15 protein-coding genes are annotated in these 15,240 nt (G+C 64.0%); 9 read left to right on the top strand and 6 right to left on the bottom strand.

What is annotated here, in order from left to right; genetic code table 11:
* Positions 1–87 precede the first annotated feature (87 nt).
* The 3 genes from RFM98_RS23260 to RFM98_RS23250 form a co-directional block, all read right to left on the bottom strand.
* Complete coding sequence (locus tag RFM98_RS23260) at positions 88–831, bottom strand: pseudouridine synthase (RefSeq protein ID WP_320311020.1); 744 nt, start codon at positions 829–831, stop codon at positions 88–90.
* Between the two features lie 100 nt (positions 832–931).
* Complete coding sequence (locus RFM98_RS23255) at positions 932–1,414, bottom strand: hypothetical protein (protein ID WP_320311019.1); 483 nt, start codon at positions 1,412–1,414, stop codon at positions 932–934.
* Positions 1,415–1,545: 131 nt separating this feature from the next.
* Positions 1,546–1,986 (bottom strand): hypothetical protein, encoded by a 441-nt coding sequence (locus RFM98_RS23250; protein WP_320311018.1) that lies wholly within the window; start codon positions 1,984–1,986, stop codon positions 1,546–1,548.
* 217 nt (positions 1,987–2,203) lie between these two features.
* On the opposite strand from RFM98_RS23250, the gene RFM98_RS23245 reads away from it, so the two are divergent.
* Both RFM98_RS23245 and RFM98_RS23240 read left to right on the top strand, forming a co-directional pair.
* On the top strand, positions 2,204–3,295 hold the full coding sequence (locus RFM98_RS23245; RefSeq protein ID WP_320311017.1) for a helix-turn-helix transcriptional regulator: 1,092 nt from the start codon (positions 2,204–2,206) through the stop codon (positions 3,293–3,295).
* A 208-nt stretch (positions 3,296–3,503) separates the two neighbouring features.
* Complete coding sequence (locus tag RFM98_RS23240) at positions 3,504–4,523, top strand: NAD-dependent epimerase (RefSeq protein ID WP_320311016.1); 1,020 nt, start codon at positions 3,504–3,506, stop codon at positions 4,521–4,523.
* 52 nt (positions 4,524–4,575) lie between these two features.
* Here the strand turns inward: RFM98_RS23240 and RFM98_RS23235 are convergent, their stop codons facing one another.
* Positions 4,576–5,889: an MFS transporter gene (locus RFM98_RS23235; RefSeq protein ID WP_320311015.1), complete on the bottom strand. Its 1,314-nt coding sequence runs from the start codon at positions 5,887–5,889 to the stop codon at positions 4,576–4,578.
* A gap of 213 nt (positions 5,890–6,102) precedes the next feature.
* Between RFM98_RS23235 and cyoA the strand changes: the two genes are divergently transcribed.
* From cyoA to RFM98_RS23200, 7 genes are read left to right on the top strand one after another with little or no spacing between them, the layout of a single operon-like run.
* The gene (cyoA, locus tag RFM98_RS23230) at positions 6,103–7,284 is read left to right on the top strand and encodes a ubiquinol oxidase subunit II (RefSeq protein WP_320311014.1); all 1,182 of its coding nucleotides are present in this window, start codon (positions 6,103–6,105) and stop codon (positions 7,282–7,284) included.
* A 10-nt stretch (positions 7,285–7,294) separates the two neighbouring features.
* The gene (gene cyoB / locus RFM98_RS23225) at positions 7,295–9,292 is read left to right on the top strand and encodes a cytochrome o ubiquinol oxidase subunit I (protein WP_320311013.1); all 1,998 of its coding nucleotides are present in this window, start codon (positions 7,295–7,297) and stop codon (positions 9,290–9,292) included.
* A gap of 9 nt (positions 9,293–9,301) precedes the next feature.
* Complete coding sequence (cyoC, locus tag RFM98_RS23220) at positions 9,302–9,928, top strand: cytochrome o ubiquinol oxidase subunit III (RefSeq protein ID WP_320311012.1); 627 nt, start codon at positions 9,302–9,304, stop codon at positions 9,926–9,928.
* On the top strand, positions 9,925–10,299 hold the full coding sequence (gene cyoD, locus RFM98_RS23215) for a cytochrome o ubiquinol oxidase subunit IV (protein ID WP_320311011.1): 375 nt from the start codon (positions 9,925–9,927) through the stop codon (positions 10,297–10,299). Before cyoC ends, cyoD begins: the two co-directional genes overlap by 4 nt.
* A 59-nt stretch (positions 10,300–10,358) precedes the next feature.
* Positions 10,359–11,123, top strand: a complete 765-nt coding sequence (locus RFM98_RS23210) for an SURF1 family protein (protein WP_320311041.1) — start codon at positions 10,359–10,361, stop codon at positions 11,121–11,123.
* Complete coding sequence (locus RFM98_RS23205) at positions 11,120–12,472, top strand: ATP-binding protein (protein WP_320311010.1); 1,353 nt, start codon at positions 11,120–11,122, stop codon at positions 12,470–12,472. The genes RFM98_RS23210 and RFM98_RS23205 overlap by 4 nt, the downstream gene beginning before the upstream one ends.
* Positions 12,462–12,995 (top strand): response regulator transcription factor, encoded by a 534-nt coding sequence (locus RFM98_RS23200; protein WP_320311009.1) that lies wholly within the window; start codon positions 12,462–12,464, stop codon positions 12,993–12,995. The genes RFM98_RS23205 and RFM98_RS23200 overlap by 11 nt, the downstream gene beginning before the upstream one ends.
* Before the next feature lie 19 nt (positions 12,996–13,014).
* Here the strand turns inward: RFM98_RS23200 and doeB are convergent, their stop codons facing one another.
* The gene (doeB, locus tag RFM98_RS23195; protein WP_320311008.1) at positions 13,015–14,016 is read right to left on the bottom strand and encodes a N(2)-acetyl-L-2,4-diaminobutanoate deacetylase DoeB; all 1,002 of its coding nucleotides are present in this window, start codon (positions 14,014–14,016) and stop codon (positions 13,015–13,017) included.
* Positions 14,017–14,021: 5 nt separating this feature from the next.
* Positions 14,022–15,200 carry an ectoine hydrolase DoeA gene (gene doeA, locus RFM98_RS23190; protein WP_320311007.1) on the bottom strand — a complete coding sequence of 393 codons (1,179 nt, stop codon included), beginning with the start codon at positions 15,198–15,200 and terminating at the stop codon, positions 14,022–14,024.
* Positions 15,201–15,240 lie beyond the last annotated feature (40 nt).

Raw genomic sequence — 15,240 nt, 5'->3', positions numbered from 1 at the left:
CCTCTCCCCTCGGGGAGAGGTCGGATTGCCCCGAATTGCCCTTCGCAATTCGGCTGGCAATCCGGGTGAGGGGCAGTCGCTGGCGCGTCAAGTCGCCAGGGTAGCCAGTTCTTCGGCCGTCAAATGCCGCGCCTTGCCCTTGGCGAGCTCGCCGAGCTGAAGGCCGCCGATCGCCACCCTGATCAGCCTCAGCACCTCGATATCGAAAGCGCCGAGCAGCCTGCGGATCTGCCGGTTGCGTCCCTCGTCGAGCACGATCTCCAGCCAGGCGGTGCGGCCACCGCTGCGCAGCAACTTGACGGAGCTTGCCGTCAGCAGCTCGCCATCCACCTCGGCGCCCTGGCCAAACCGCTCCAGCAGCGCCTCGTCGGGCGCGGAGGCGATCTGCACATGATAGGTCTTGGCAACATGCGAAGCGGGATCGAGCAGGCTGTTCGCCCAGCGCGTGTCGTTGCTCATCAGGAGCAGCCCTTCGCTCGCTTTGTCGAGCCGGCCGACCGGAGACACGAAAGGCAGGTCGAGCCCTGCCAGGCAATCATAGACCGTGCCGCGCCCCTCTGGATCGTCGCGGGTGGTGACCAGCCCGCGCGGCTTGTTGAGCATCAGATAGACCTTGCGCTCGGCAACGACGCGCTCGCCGTCGACGAAGATGCGGTCGCGGTCGGGATCGATGCGCAGCAAGGCATCGCGCACCGTCTTGCCGTTTACCTGCACACGTCCCTCGGCGACCAGACGCTCGGCCTGCGTGCGCGAGCAGAAGCCAAGTTTGGAAAGCGTTCGGGCGAGGCCAACCTTGGTGGCGGCAGATCGTCTGTCGGGTTGGCGTGCCAAGATACTGCTCTCGAACGAATGCCACGCGACTTGCGCCGCCATGTCGGCACAAGCTGGCTTGCGGCGACCTCTTATCCGCTGCAGTCACGGTCGTCCAATGTCACTGCTTTGGCGCGCTCAATCGCCGGTAGGAAACGCCGTCGAATGTGGCCGTCACGAAGCTCTTGACCGACATTTTGCGCTTGCGCCCGTCGCTGCAGGCGTAGAGCGGCCAGCCGGCTTCGCTGCACTCGTTGGCCATGCAGATGCGGCCCACGCAGTTCCCGACGGTCAACCGAAAACCACCCTTGCCGGCAAAGCCCTGCAGCAGGCTGCCATCCGAGGAGCGCCACGTCCGTTGCTGGAATTCAGGCCGCAAAGTCAGGGGTTCGAGCGGGGCAGCCAAGCCGGCTTCGGCCGGTTGGCTCGAATGCTGAAGCCGGTAGCGCGCCATGGCGGTCGCGTATGCGGTGACGAGGTCGGATCCGCCCGAATATGCCGTTGCCAGGTCGGAGCGGTCGAAAAGATGGGACACGCCTATGTCCGCCTCCGACGGCCTCGTCAGGGCAGCGACGGCGACAAGGGCCAGGCAGACGCGCAGCATCTCGATTTCCAGCAGCCATACCGATCCGGCGTGCCGGATTGCCCGGCTGCCTGGGCCTACAATCTTTCCAATTGGATTTTCGCGCAAGCCACCCGTTGTTCAGGGACGCGGCACGGACGGCCTCGCTTTCGTCAGCCGCTGGCGGCCGGCGGCAGCTCGAATAGGGTGGCGCCGTTCTCCCGCCCTCGGTCGATATAGCCGATCACGCGGAACCATTTCGCGACGTCGGGCGTGTCTAGCCAGCTGCGCGAATGGATGGGAAGGTTGCCGGCAAGCGCCTGGACGTGGCGGATGTGCCGCCCGCAGAAGCGGACCGTCGCGGCGTTGAAGAAATCCTCCTGCGCGGCAAACAGCGTATCGGCGGCATCCGCGTGCTCATGCCAGGCGATGATCGCGACGGTCGTGTCGCCTTGCACGAGCGCATGGGCTCGGCCTTCTTTCAAATTCATCATCAGATTGTCATAGGCGCTTTTGCTGTCCTTGCCGGCCGCCACATATTCGTCCGACATTCGCTTGGACAGGCCGCGGAAAACATCTTCCAGGTCTCCGACCGTCGCCGCGCGTGCTCTCATTTCGCCTCCTGACAGCCCGTTAGCAGTTTGCCCCAACGAAGGGGGATCACCAAGAAAAACAAATCCTCAATCTGGCCAATGCGGGCAATCTCATTACAAGTGGGCAGATCCGGCCCCTGCCAGGCTCGCACATAAGCGTTGGCTTGAGGTCGAGCTTCCGGTGTCGGATACTGGTGCCTCGGGGGCCCACCCGGCTCGCACCGCTCCTGTGGCAGCAATGATCGACCTGATTGAAACCATATACGAGGCGGCCTTCGTTCCTGAGCGTTGGAATGCAGTGCTGCAGAAGGCGAGCGGCTTGTCGAACTCGGCCAGCGCTCAGGTCTTCTTCTTCAGCGACGACGGCCCGCCGCGCGGGACGACGCTCGACAATCTGCGGCCGCTGTTCGACGAGTTCATCAAGGGCGATTTCTGGAAGTTCTGCGACAGCGTGCAGAAGATGTGCGGTTTGCAGCCGGCGAGCTTCGTGCGCGTCGATGACTTTATGAGCCCCGATGAGATCGAGCGCGATCCAGCCCGCATCATGCTGAGACAATTCGGCATAGGCGCGCATCTGTGCACGGCGATCCCGATGCCCACAGGAGAGCTGGCGACCTTCGTCTTCCAGAAATGGATCCGGGATGGCGGCTTTGCGCAAGGCGAGGTCGACGGGCTCGATGCGCTGCGGCCTCATCTTGCCCGCGCCAGCCTTGTCGCCGGCCGGCTGCGGGTGGAGCGGGCGGCCGCCGCCACCTCGGCGCTCGACCTGCTTGGGCTGCCGGCAGCGGTGCTGTCGGCGAACGGGCGTGTCGTGGCGACCAACCGGCATTTGGATCGGCTCGATACCGCTTTCCTGCCCGTGGCCTATGGCGGATTGGCAATAGCCGATCGCGACGCCAACCGGCTGTTCCAGCTGGCCGTGACCGGCATGAGCCGCGCCGAGGAGGCGGTCGGATCCATTCCTGTTCCGGGGATCGGCGGCGAGGCGCCTTTCGTCGTCCACCTGTTGCCGCTGCGGCGCTCCGCGCACGACATCTTCGGCAACGCCGACATCCTTGTCATGGCCACGCCCGTCAAGCCGAGCGCGCTTGTGCCTTCGGCAAGCCTGCTCAACGCCTTGTTCGATCTGACGCCGGCGGAAGCGCGGCTGGCAGCCGATCTTGCCGCTGGCCTCACCTTGGCGGAAACGGCCGCCCGGGGTGGCATCACCGTCAAGTCCGCCCGCACCTATCTCGAGCGCGTCTTCCAGAAAACCGGCACCCACCAGCAGAGCCAATTGGTCGCCATGTTGAAGACGTTGCAACCGCTGGCCCCAGTGCCTGCGCGATGACCGGGAGCTGCTTTGGAACGGCGGAAAACAGCGTATCGTTGAATTTATCGGCCGCCTGCCATAAAAGGCGCAAGTTTTTCGACCGGCCTGAGGAAAATCCGGACTTGCCCGAGCCTATCGCCATGATCGGCCTTGGCTGCGTTGGTCCGCGGGCTGTCGGTGAGCGGCAGGTCGGTGAACGGTTTGGCTACAACGTTAGGGGCATGCATTGACATCGAGCAGGCCGATCCTGATCACCGGCGCAGCCGGCTTCATAGGTTTTCACCTCTGCCACAGGCTGCTTGCCGAAGGCCGGCAGGTTGTAGGCCTCGATTCCATGAGCGAGTATTACGACATCGCGCTGAAGCAGGCGCGGCTCGAGCGGCTGAAGGTGTTCCCCAACTTTCGCTTCGAGCATGTCGATCTCACCGACCGCGACCGCATCTCGGCGCTCTTTGCGTCGGCCGCGCCGGAGATCGTCGTCAATCTCGCCGCGCAGGCGGGCGTTCGCTATTCGCTGATCAATCCGCACGTCTACGCGCAAAGCAATATCAACGGCTTCCTCAACATCCTGGAAGGGTGCCGGCAGGGCTCGGTCGGCCATCTCGTCTATGCATCGTCGAGCTCAATCTACGGCGGCAGCACGCGCATGCCGTACTCGGTGCATGATTCCGCCGACCATCCGCTCAGCCTCTATGCCGCCAGCAAGAAGGCAAACGAGTTGATGGCCCACACCTACAGCCATTTGTTCGGGCTGCCGACGACGGGCTTGCGTTTCTTCACCGTCTACGGTCCGTGGGGACGGCCCGACATGGCCTTGTTCATCTTCACCAAGGCCATCCTCGCCGGCCAGCCGATCGACGTCTTCAACCATGGAAATATGCAGCGGGATTTCACCTATATCGACGATATCGTCGAGGGGATGGTCCGTGTCATGCAGCATCCGGCGACGCCCAACCCCGATTGGACAAGTGCGGCGCCGGATCCCGCGACAAGCAATGCGCCGTTCAGCATCCACAACATCGGCGACAGTTCACCCGTTCAGCTGAACCGGCTGATCGACGTGCTGGAAGACGCGCTTGGACGCAAGGCAATCCGCAACATGATGCCCCTCCAGCCGGGCGACGTGCCGGCGACCTTCGCCGATGTCTCATCGCTCGAAGAGGTGACCGGCTTCAAGCCCGGGATCCCGGTCGAGATCGGCGTCCCGCGTTTCGTGGAATGGTATCGGGATTTCTATCAGGTCTGATTGGACGTTTGCGGCAAGCCTGCGTGAAGTGCTCGTGGCCCGTGCTGTTGACTTATCGGTCGCTCGCCGACGACCGCCTGTCGATCCAGAGCGCGATCAGCGTGCAGGCGGCGCCCGACAGCAGATAGGCGCCGGCGGCGATGAGGCCGAAATTGCCGGCCAGAAGCAGCGCGGCAAGCGGGGCGAAACCGGCGCCGAACATCCAGGCCAGGTCCGACGTCACAGCCGAGCCGGTATAGCGGTGCTGGCGCGAGAAGCTCGACGCCACGACGCCCGAGGATTGCCCGAAGCTCAGGCCGAGCAGGATGAAACCCAGCACCATGAACAGCGCCTCGCCGACGGTGCCGCCATTGAGAAGCTGCGGGGCAAAGCCGCTGAATGCGGCTATGGCGACGGCGGAGCCGCCGAGCAGGGCGCGACGTCCGACGCGGTCGGCCAGCGGACCCGATGCGACGATTGCGGCAATGCCAAACAGCGCGCTCACCGCCTCGATGACCAGGAAGCGCTCCGGACCCTCATTGGTGAACAGGAACACCCAGGACAGCGGAAACACCGTCACCATATGGAACAGGGCGAAGCTTGCCAGCGGCGCGAAGGCACCGACGACGACGTTGCGGCCTTCCGTCCTGACCATCTCCCTGATGCGCGTCGGCTGCAGATCGCCGCTCTCGTAGAGTTTCGAGAATTCGGGCGTGACGACGATGCGCAGCCTGGCAAACAGCGCCACGACATTGATGGCGAAGGCGACGAAGAAGGGGTAGCGCCAGCCCCAGGAGAAGAAATCGTCGGCCGAGAGGTTGGCGACGAAGAAGGCAAACAGCGAGCTTGCCACGATGAGCCCGATCGGCGCGCCGAGTTGCGGGATCATCGCGTAGATGCCGCGCCGGTTGTCCGGCGCATTCAGCGCCAGCAAAGAGGGCAGCCCATCCCATGTCCCGCCGAGCGCCAGGCCCTGCAGAAAGCGGGTAAGCGCGAGCAGCCAGGCAGCGACCACGCCAACATCGCCATAGGAAGGCAGGAAGGCCATGGCGACCGTCGAGGTGCCGAGCAGGAACAGCGCGATCGTCAGCTTGGCGCCGCGGCCATAGGCGCGGTCGACCGCCATGAACAGCACGGTGCCGAACGGGCGCGCGATGAAGGCTAGCGCGAAGATGGCGAAGGAATAAAGCGTCCCGGCCAGCGGATCATGCGTCGGAAAGACAAGCTTGGGGAAGACGATCACGGAAGCGATCGCGTAGACGAAGAAATCGAAGAATTCCGACGTCCTGCCGATGATCACGCCGACAGCGATATCGCCGGCGCTGACCTGGCCGTGATGCGAGCCGATCAGCCTGCTGTCAGTTTCGGCAGTCGAAGTTTCAGCCATCTTGTCCGTCGCCACCGCGCTCGGTTCGGGACGCGCCCGATCCGAGATGCGATTGTCGTCCCATTATGCGTGCGCAGTTTCGCCAAAGCCACCCCAGCTGGGCATTGGACAAATTGTCCAATGTCGTCGCGCTGCCAGCGGCAGTAGCCGTTGGTCCGTATCGCACCGCAACCTGCAAAGACCTGCTGCAGCGCCACCCGAGGGCCGCGTTTGATGAAACGATCCGGAGCCTTGCTTCTCTTTCCGCTGGCCGTGCTGCTGAGCGGCTGCGACCTGGTCGTGCTGGCTCCCGCGGGCGATGTCGCGGCGCAGCAGCGCGACCTGCTCGTCGTTTCGACCCTGCTGATGCTGCTCATCATCGTGCCCGTCATGGCGCTGACCGTGTTCTTTGCCTGGCGTTACCGGCAATCCAGCACCACGGCGACCTACACGCCCGACTGGGACCATTCGACCAAGCTCGAGCTGGTGATCTGGGCGGCACCCCTGCTCGTCATCATCTGCCTCGGCGCGCTCACCTGGCTCGGCACGCATCTGCTCGACCCTTATCGGCGCATCGACCGGATCGAACCCGGACAGCCGGTCACGCAAGACCACAAACCGCTCAAGGTCGAGGTCGTCGCGCTCGATTGGAAATGGCTCTTCATCTATCCGGATTACGGCATTGCCTCCGTCAATGAGCTCGCGGCGCCGGTCAACCAGCCGATCGACTTCCGCATCACATCGTCCACGGTGATGAACTCCTTCTACATTCCGGCCCTTGCCGGGCAGATCTACGCCATGCCGGGCATGGAGACGAAACTGCACGCCGTCATCAACCGGCCGGGGACCTATACAGGCTTCTCGGCCAATTACAGCGGCGCCGGCTTCTCCGGCATGCGCTTCGCTTTCCACGGCCTCTCCGACCAGGCCTTCGCCGACTGGGTGGCGCAGACCGGAAGCGCGCAGGCCACGCTAAGCCGCGAGACCTATCTCGAGCTCGAACGTCCGAGCGAGAACGAGCCGGTCCGCCACTATGCCTCCGTCGATCCCGACCTCTATGGCGCCATCCTCAATTTGTGCGTCGAGCGCGGCAAGATGTGCATGAACGAGATGATGTCGATCGACGCCAAGGGCGGCCTTGGTCTTGCCGGCGTGCGCAACACCCTGCCGCTGCAATATGACAAGCTTGCCCGGCGCGGGGCGGTGTTCGGCAACGACCCGTCCTATGTCGCAAGCATCTGCACGGCGGAGGAGGCGGCTGCAGCTTCGCGCGCGGCCAGCGATGCCGACGCGAAACATTGGCCGCTGCGCGATCTTTCCCCGTTGCGCGGGGCAGGGCTGCTCAGCCCCGGAACCGGCAGCCGCCGCGCCGACGCCGAGACGCCGTCGCTCGGCCTGCTGCGCTTCGAATTGTGAGGAATGGCGGATGCCTGAGACGCTGACCAAATTCATCTTCGGCCGCCTCACTCTGGAGTCGCTGCCGCTGCACGAGCCGATCGTCGTCGGCACCTTCATCGCGGTGGCGCTCGGCGGCGTCGCGGTTCTCGCCGCCATCACCTATTTCCGGCTCTGGGCCTATCTGTGGCGCGAGTGGTTCACCAGCGTCGACCACAAGAAGATCGGCATCATGTATATGGCGCTCGGCCTCGTCATGCTTTTGCGCGGCTTCTCCGACGCCATCATGATGCGCCTGCAGCAGGCCATCGCCTTCAACGGCTCCGAGGGCTATCTCAACGCCCATCACTACGACCAGATCTTCACCGCCCATGGCGTGATCATGATCTTCTTCGTGGCGATGCCCTTCGTCACCGGGCTGATGAACTTCGTCGTGCCGCTGCAGATCGGCGCGCGCGACGTCTCCTTCCCCTTCCTCAACAATTTCAGCTTCTGGATGACGGTCGGCGGCGCCATCCTGGTCATGGCCTCGCTCTTCGTCGGCGAATTCGCCCGCACCGGCTGGCTCGCTTATCCGCCGCTCTCAGGCATCAATTACAGTCCCGATGTCGGAGTCGATTACTACATCTGGGCGCTGCAGGTCGCCGGCGTCGGCACGACACTGTCCGGCATCAACCTGATCTGCACCATCGTCAAGATGCGTGCGCCCGGCATGACGATGATGCGCATGCCCGTCTTCACCTGGACCTCGCTCTGCACCAACGTGCTGATCGTGGCGTCCTTCCCGGTGCTGACGGCGGTGCTCACGCTGCTCGCGCTCGACCGCTATGTCGGCACCAACTTCTTCACCAACGACTTCGGCGGCAACCCGATGATGTATGTGAACCTCATCTGGATATGGGGTCACCCGGAGGTCTACATCCTCATCCTGCCGCTGTTCGGCGTGTTCTCCGAGGTCACCTCGACCTTCTCCGGCAAGCGCCTGTTCGGCTACACCTCGATGGTCTACGCCACGGTGGTCATCACCATCCTGTCCTATCTGGTCTGGCTGCACCACTTCTTCACCATGGGCTCCGGCGCCAGCGTGAACTCCTTCTTCGGCATCACCACGATGATCATCTCGATCCCGACCGGGGCGAAGATGTTCAACTGGCTTTTCACCATGTATCGCGGCCGCATCCGCTTCGAACTGCCGATGATGTGGACGCTGGCCTTCATGCTCACATTCGTCGTCGGCGGCATGACCGGCGTGCTGCTCGCCGTGCCGCCGGCCGACTTCGTGCTGCACAACAGCCTGTTCCTGATCGCGCATTTCCATAACGTCATCATCGGCGGCGTGCTGTTCGGCCTGTTCGCCGGCATCGCCTACTGGTGGCCCAAGGCCTTCGGCTTCAAGCTCGATCCGTTCTGGGGCAAGGTTTCGTTCTGGTGCTGGGTGCTCGGCTTCTGGTTCGCCTTCATGCCGCTCTACATCCTCGGCCTGATGGGCGTGACGCGCCGCATGCGGGTCTTCGACGATCCGTCGCTGCAGATCTGGTTCGTGATCGCCGCCTTCGGCGCGGTGCTGATCGCCTGCGGCATCGCCGCCTTCCTGGTCCAGATATTCGTCTCCATCCGCAAGCGCGCGGAGCTTGTCGACCTCACCGGCGATCCCTGGGACGGCCGCACGCTCGAATGGTCGACCTCCTCCCCGCCGCCGGCCTACAACTTCGCCTTCACGCCGGTCATCCGCGACAATGACGCCTGGTGGGATATGAAGAAGGCCGGCTACCGGCGCCCGCTCACCGGCTACAAGCCGATCCACATGCCGAGCAACACCGGCACCGGGGTCATCCTCGCAGCCTTCAGCGTCGCGCTCGGCTTCGGCCTGATCTGGTACATATGGTGGCTGGCGGCGCTGAGCTTCATCTGCCTGATCGCAACCGCGATCGGCCACACCTTCAACTATCACCGCGACTTCGACATTCCGGCGGCCGAAGTCGCGCAAACGGAAGAGGCGAGGACGACGCTCCTCGCCGCCCAGGGTTAGGGTTTGAGCATGGCATCGACGGCAATCACGGCCGGCGCCAAGCCGGTCTTCCACCTGGAAGAAGAGCACGCGCACGCCGAAGGCGGCAGCACCATGCTCGGCTTCTGGCTCTATCTGATGAGCGACTGCCTGATCTTCGCCATGCTGTTCGCCGCCTATGGCGTGCTCGGCGGCAATTACGCCGCGGGTCCGGCGCCGAAGGATCTGTTCGATCTCGGCCTGGTGGCGGTCAACACCACCCTGCTGCTACTCTCCTCGATCACCTACGGCTTTGCCATGCTGACCACGGACAAGGGCCGCGTCGCGGCAACGCAAGGCTGGCTCGTTGTGACCATGCTGTTCGGCCTCGGGTTCCTGTCCATCGAGCTCTACGAATTCGCGCACATGATCCATGAGGGCGCGACGCCGCAACGCAGCGCCTTCCTGTCGTCCTTCTTCACGCTGGTCGGCACGCACGGCCTGCACGTCACCTTCGGCATCGTCTGGATGGTGACGCTGATGGTGCAGGTCGCGAGACACGGGCTTATCGAGGCCAACCGCCGCCGGCTGATGTGCCTCTCGATGTTCTGGCATTTCCTCGACGTCGTCTGGATCGGCGTCTTCACCTTCGTCTATCTGATGGGGATGCTGCGATGAGCGCTCATGATCATGCCGATCACGGCCATACGCATGGCGGCGCCGCGCACGGGTCGTTGAAGGGCTACCTGATCGGCTTCGTCCTGTCGGTAATCCTGACCGCCATTCCGTTCTGGATGGTCATGACCGGCGCCATCGACAACAAGCAGGCCACGGCCGTCATCGTCATGGCCTTCGCGGCGGTGCAGATCGTGGTGCACATGGTCTTCTTCCTGCACATGAACCCCGCCTCGGAGGGCGGATGGTCGATGCTGGCGCTCATCTTCACGGTGATCCTCGTCGTCATCGTGCTGAGCGGCTCGCTCTGGGTGATGTACCATCTCAACGCCAACATGATGCCGGGGCTCCACGAGATGCGACAGATGCCATGAGCCTTGTGTCGGGCGTGAGAGTGTCGGGCGTGGGGCGGGCCAATTTCGAGGCAAAAGACATGATCGGCCGGGCAGATATTGGCTCCCACGCCGCGCCGTCGAAGGGCTCAACGTCGCGACTGTTCCTTGTCCTGCTTGGCCTTCTTGGCGTTCTGGTGTTTGTCGGCCTCGGCATCTGGCAGCTGGAAAGGCGGATCTGGAAGCTCGACCTGATTGCCCGCGTCGACCAGCGCATCCATGCTCCCGTCGTCGATGCGCCCGGCTCCCAAAGCTGGAGCGGCTTCAGCGCGCCTGAGTATGAATATCGCCATGTGCGCCTGACCGGTCGCTTTCAAGCTGGCGCCAACACGCTGGTGCAAGCGGTGACCGAGCTCGGCGGCGGCTATTGGGTGCTGACGCCGATGCGCAGCGACAGCGGTTTCACTGTGCTCGTCAACCGTGGCTTCGTTCCGCAGGAGCGCAAGGCGGAGTTCGAGCGCGAGAATGGCGGGTTCACCGCACCGTCGACGGTTGACGGGCTGCTGCGCATCAGCGAGCCCGGCGGCGGCTTCCTGCGCAGCAACGACCCAGCGGCCAATCGCTGGTATTCGCGCGACGTCGATGCGATCGCAAGGGCGCGCGGGCTAACGGATGTCGCGCCCTATTTCATCGACGCCGAAGCGTCCGGCGCGGATAGCTGGCCGCGTGGCGGGCTGACCGTCGTCAACTTCCGCAACAGCCACCTTGTCTATGCTTTGACCTGGTTTGCCCTGGCAGTGATGCTGGCAATCGCTCTCGGCGGCCCAATCCTCGCCGGCCGGCGGCAGCAGGGCGCCGCAAGATGAACATCCCGATCGCGCGGTTTCATCACGACAAGTCGTTCCTGACGGCTTCTCCTCCCGGCGTCGGAGGCACCGCCTCGAATTCCGACGTGACGAACAGGAAGAACCTGCTCCTGCTCATCCAACTTCGCTGGCTGGCGGTGGCGGGGCAGGTGCTGACCATCCTGGTGACGCAATACTGGTTCGCCATCCCGTTACCCTTGACCGAGATGGCCGGTGTGGTGCTGTTCCTCGTCGGGCTGAACATCTTCAGCCTGCTGGCCTTGCGCGGCAATCGCCGCATCTCCAACGCGCAGCTGTTCGTCGCGCTGATCTTCGACATGGCGGCGCTGACCACGCAGCTCTACTTGAGCGGCGGCGCCTCGAACCCGTTCGTGTCGCTCTATCTGCTGCAGATCACGCTGGGCGCCGCGCTGCTGGCGCCATGGTCGACCTGGATCCTCGTGGTGGCTGCCTCGGCCTGCTTCGTCTTCCTCATCTTCGTTTTCCAGCCGATCGCGCTCCCGCATCACGGTGGCAGCGATCTTCTGGCCTTGCATCTGCGCGGCATGTTCATCTGCTTCGTGCTGGCGGCCGGCCTGATCGTGATCTTCATGACGCGCATCAACCGCAACCTGCGCGAACGCGATGCCTATCTCGCCGATCTGCGTCAGCGGTCGGCCGAGGAGGACCACATTGTGCGCATGGGCCTGCTGGCCTCCGGCGCTGCGCATGAGCTGGGCACGCCGCTCTCGACCATCTCGGTCATCCTGTCCGACTGGCGCCAGATGCGCGGCGTCAAGCGCAACCGCGAGCTTTCCGAGGACGTGGCTGAAATGCAGGCGCAGATCGAGCGCTGCAAGAGCATCGTGACCGGCATTCTCATGTCCTCCGGCCAGGCGCGGGGCGAGGGCACGATCCGCACCACGATCCGTCACTTCCTCGACGATCTCGTCCAGGAGTGGCGTGGCATTCGCCAGCCTTTCAAACTGGACTACAGCAACGGTTTCGAGCCGGACGAGCAGATCGTGTCCGATACCGCGCTGAAGCAGGTGATCTTCAATGTGCTCGACAATGCGCAGGAAGCATCGCACGATTGGGTCGGCATCACTGCCGAGCGGCAGGATGAGAAGCTGGTGTTGACCGTCCAGGATCGCGGACCCGGTTTCGACAAGGATATTCTGGCCGCGCTCGGCCAGCCCTATATGTCGAGCAAGGGGCGGCCTGGCGGCGGCCTGGGCCTCTTCCTGGTGTTCAATGTGGTGCGCAAGCTCGGCGGCGACGTTTCGGCGCGCAACATGGCCGAGGGCGCCTGCGTTACCCTTTCGCTGCCGCTGGCGGCGCTGACCGATGGAGGCGATCGTGAAGCCTGATCGATCCTTGTTCGTCGTCGAGGACGACGCGACTTTCGCGCGCACGCTCAAACGCTCGTTTGAAAAGCGCGACTACGACGTCGTGGTCTGCCATGACCGCGACGCGCTGCTGGTCGCCCTGGAAACGGCCGTTCCGGCATACGCCGTCGTCGATCTCAAGCTCGGAGCGGGATCGGGGCTCGAATGCGTCAAGCTGCTGGGGGCCCGCAATCCGTCGATGCGGATCGTCGTATTGACGGGATTTGCCAGCATCGCCACGGCGGTCGAGGCGATCAAGCTCGGCGCCTGCCACTATCTGGCCAAGCCCGCCAACACCGACGACATCGAAGCCGCCTTCGGCCGCGCCGAGGGCGACGTTTCGGTGCCGCTCACCGGCCGCCCCACCTCGATCAAGAACCTCGAATGGGAGCGCATCCACGAAACGCTGGTCGAGACCGGCTTCAACATCTCCGAAACCGCGCGCCGGCTCGGCCTGCACCGGCGCACGCTTGCCCGCAAGCTCGAGAAGCGCGTCGTGCAGTAGGCAGGTGCGCCGGGTTTGACTACCGGACGGCCACGGCCAGCACCGAGACGCAATCCCCCGCCTTGACCAGGCCTGGAAAGTGACGCGCGGCGAGCAGCCCCGACATCCTGGCCTTGATCTCCTGCGGCGCCGGGCCGGTACGCCCGACCGGATGGATGCGCGCCACCACCTGGCCGTCTTCCACAGGCTCGCCGAGATCGACCATGGTCTCGATCATGCCGTCATCCTCGGCGAAGGCGAAGCAGTCGCCCGACGGCATGTCCAGCCACTGGGTTCTGCTCTTCTCGACCGCACCATCGACCATGCCGGCATGACGAAGCACGTTGAGGATGCCGCGCCGCGCAATCCGCACCGTTTCGGCGCGCGAAGTTCCGCCGCCGCCGAGCTCGGTGGTGACAAACACTTTGCCCATCTCCTCGGCCGCGGTGTCATACATGCCGACCGCGTCGATCTCGGTCATGCGCATCGAGAACGGCGCCGAGAATGCCTCGACCGCGTCGAAGGCTTTTTTCTCCCGCGCCTTGTCGGGCAGCGTATGCGCCGCGCAGAAGGGCACGAAGTCCAGCGTCTTGCCGCCGGAATGGAAGTCGAAGACGATATCCGCTCGCGGCAGCAATTCGCGCTGGAAATAGTCGGCGATCTTCTGTGTCACCGTGCCGTCCGGTCGGCCGGGGAAGGAGCGGTTCATGTTGCCCATGTCGATCGGCGAGGTGCGCGTGCCGGCGCGGAAGGCTGGATAGTTCATCGCCGGCACGATGATGACCGTGCCGGAGACGTTTTTCGGATCGAGCGTGCGGGCGAGCTCGTAGAGCGCCAATGGTCCTTCATACTCGTCGCCGTGATTGCCGCCGGTGAGCAGCGCCGTCGACCCCTTGCCGTTGCGCACGACGCAGACCGGGATCATCACCGAGCCCCAGGCGGAATCGTCGCGGCTGTAAGGCAGGCGCAGGAAGCCGTGCTGGACGCCGTCGCGCTCGAAGTCGACGGTCGGCGCGATCGGCGACGGACGCAAAGCTGACATCGGCCTCAGTCCTTCACGAACAGCTTGCGCGGCACATTGGCGAGGCACTCGACGCCGGTGTCGGTGATCAGGATGGACTCGGTGATCTCCAGCCCCATCGTCTCCAGCCACAGTCCGGTCATGAAATGGAAGGTCATGCCGGGCTTGAGCTCGGTGCGGTCGCCGGGGCGCAGGCTCATCGTGCGCTCGCCCCAGTCCGGCGGATAGGAAATGCCGATCGGGTAGCCGGTGCGGTTGTCCTTGACGATACCGTATTTCTTCAGGACGGCGAAGAAGGCGTTGGCGATGTCCTCGCATGTGTTGCCTGGCTTTGCGGCAGCAAGGCCTGCCTCCATGCCTTCCAGCGTCGCCTTCTCGGCGTCGAGGAAGGCCTGCGTCGGTTTGCCGAGGAAGACGGTGCGCGACAGCGGGCAATGATAGCGGTTGTAGCAGCCGGCGATCTCGAAGAACGTGCCTTCGTTCACCTTCATCGGCTTGTCGTCCCAGGTGAGATGCGGCGCCGAGGCATCCGCTCCCGACGGCAGCAGCGGCACGATCGCTGGATAATCGCCGCCTATACCGGCGACGCCGCGCGTGCCTGCATCGTAGATCTCGGCGACCAGATCGCATTTGCGCATACCGACCTCGATCTTGTCGACGATGCGCTGGTGCATCGCCTCGACGATGCGGGCGGCGTTGCGCATATATTCGATTTCGGTTGGGCTCTTCACCGCGCGCTGCCAGTTCACCAGCGCGGTGGCGTCGGTGAAACGGGCGTTGGGCAGGTGCTTCTGCAGCGCGGCGAAAGCAGCGGCCGAGAACCAGTAATTGTCCATCTCGACGCCGATGGTGAGCTTGTCCCAGCCGCGCTCGGCAAGCACGCCGGCAAGGTAGTCCATCGGGTGCCGTTCGGTCGACTGTACGTAGTTGTCGGCGTAGCCGACGATGTTGTCATGCGCGAGATAGGCCGTGCGCTTGGCCCCGTTGGCGTCTTGCCCGCGGCCATACCAGACCGGCTCGCCCGAAGGCGGCACGATGACCGCCTGATGCACATAGAAGGACCAGCCGTCATAGCCCGTCAGCCAGGCCATGTTGGAAGGATCGCTGACGATCAGAAGATCGACGCCCTTGACCTCCATGGCTTTGCGCGTCTTGGCGAGGCGATCGGCAAATTCGCTTCGCGAGAATTTCAGGTTTGGCTGCATTTTGTTGTCCTCGTTTGTTGGGCCAAGAGCCTGTTTCAGC

Source organism: Mesorhizobium australafricanum (genome assembly GCF_033977265.1).
GTDB lineage: Bacteria > Pseudomonadota > Alphaproteobacteria > Rhizobiales > Rhizobiaceae > Mesorhizobium > Mesorhizobium australafricanum.
Note: the sequence above shows the minus strand (reverse complement) of the source record. Positions and strands in the feature narration are given on the sequence as shown.

Excerpts from the sequence above, each read along its gene's own strand:
- cyoD (WP_320311011.1), top strand. The coding sequence starts at position 9,925 with ATGAGCGCTCATGATCATGCCGATCACGGCCATACGCATGGCGGCGCC.
- cyoC (WP_320311012.1), top strand. The coding sequence starts at position 9,302 with ATGGCATCGACGGCAATCACGGCCGGCGCCAAGCCGGTCTTCCACCTG.
- RFM98_RS23245 (WP_320311017.1), top strand. The coding sequence starts at position 2,204 with ATGATCGACCTGATTGAAACCATATACGAGGCGGCCTTCGTTCCTGAG.
- RFM98_RS23235 (WP_320311015.1), bottom strand. The coding sequence starts at position 5,889 with ATGGCTGAAACTTCGACTGCCGAAACTGACAGCAGGCTGATCGGCTCG.
- doeA (WP_320311007.1), bottom strand. The coding sequence starts at position 15,200 with ATGCAGCCAAACCTGAAATTCTCGCGAAGCGAATTTGCCGATCGCCTC.
- cyoA (WP_320311014.1), top strand. The coding sequence starts at position 6,103 with ATGAAACGATCCGGAGCCTTGCTTCTCTTTCCGCTGGCCGTGCTGCTG.
- RFM98_RS23210 (WP_320311041.1), top strand. The coding sequence starts at position 10,359 with ATGATCGGCCGGGCAGATATTGGCTCCCACGCCGCGCCGTCGAAGGGC.
- RFM98_RS23250 (WP_320311018.1), bottom strand. The coding sequence starts at position 1,986 with ATGAGAGCACGCGCGGCGACGGTCGGAGACCTGGAAGATGTTTTCCGC.
- cyoB (WP_320311013.1), top strand. The coding sequence starts at position 7,295 with ATGCCTGAGACGCTGACCAAATTCATCTTCGGCCGCCTCACTCTGGAG.
- doeB (WP_320311008.1), bottom strand. The coding sequence starts at position 14,016 with ATGTCAGCTTTGCGTCCGTCGCCGATCGCGCCGACCGTCGACTTCGAG.
- RFM98_RS23255 (WP_320311019.1), bottom strand. The coding sequence starts at position 1,414 with ATGCTGCGCGTCTGCCTGGCCCTTGTCGCCGTCGCTGCCCTGACGAGG.
- RFM98_RS23205 (WP_320311010.1), top strand. The coding sequence starts at position 11,120 with ATGAACATCCCGATCGCGCGGTTTCATCACGACAAGTCGTTCCTGACG.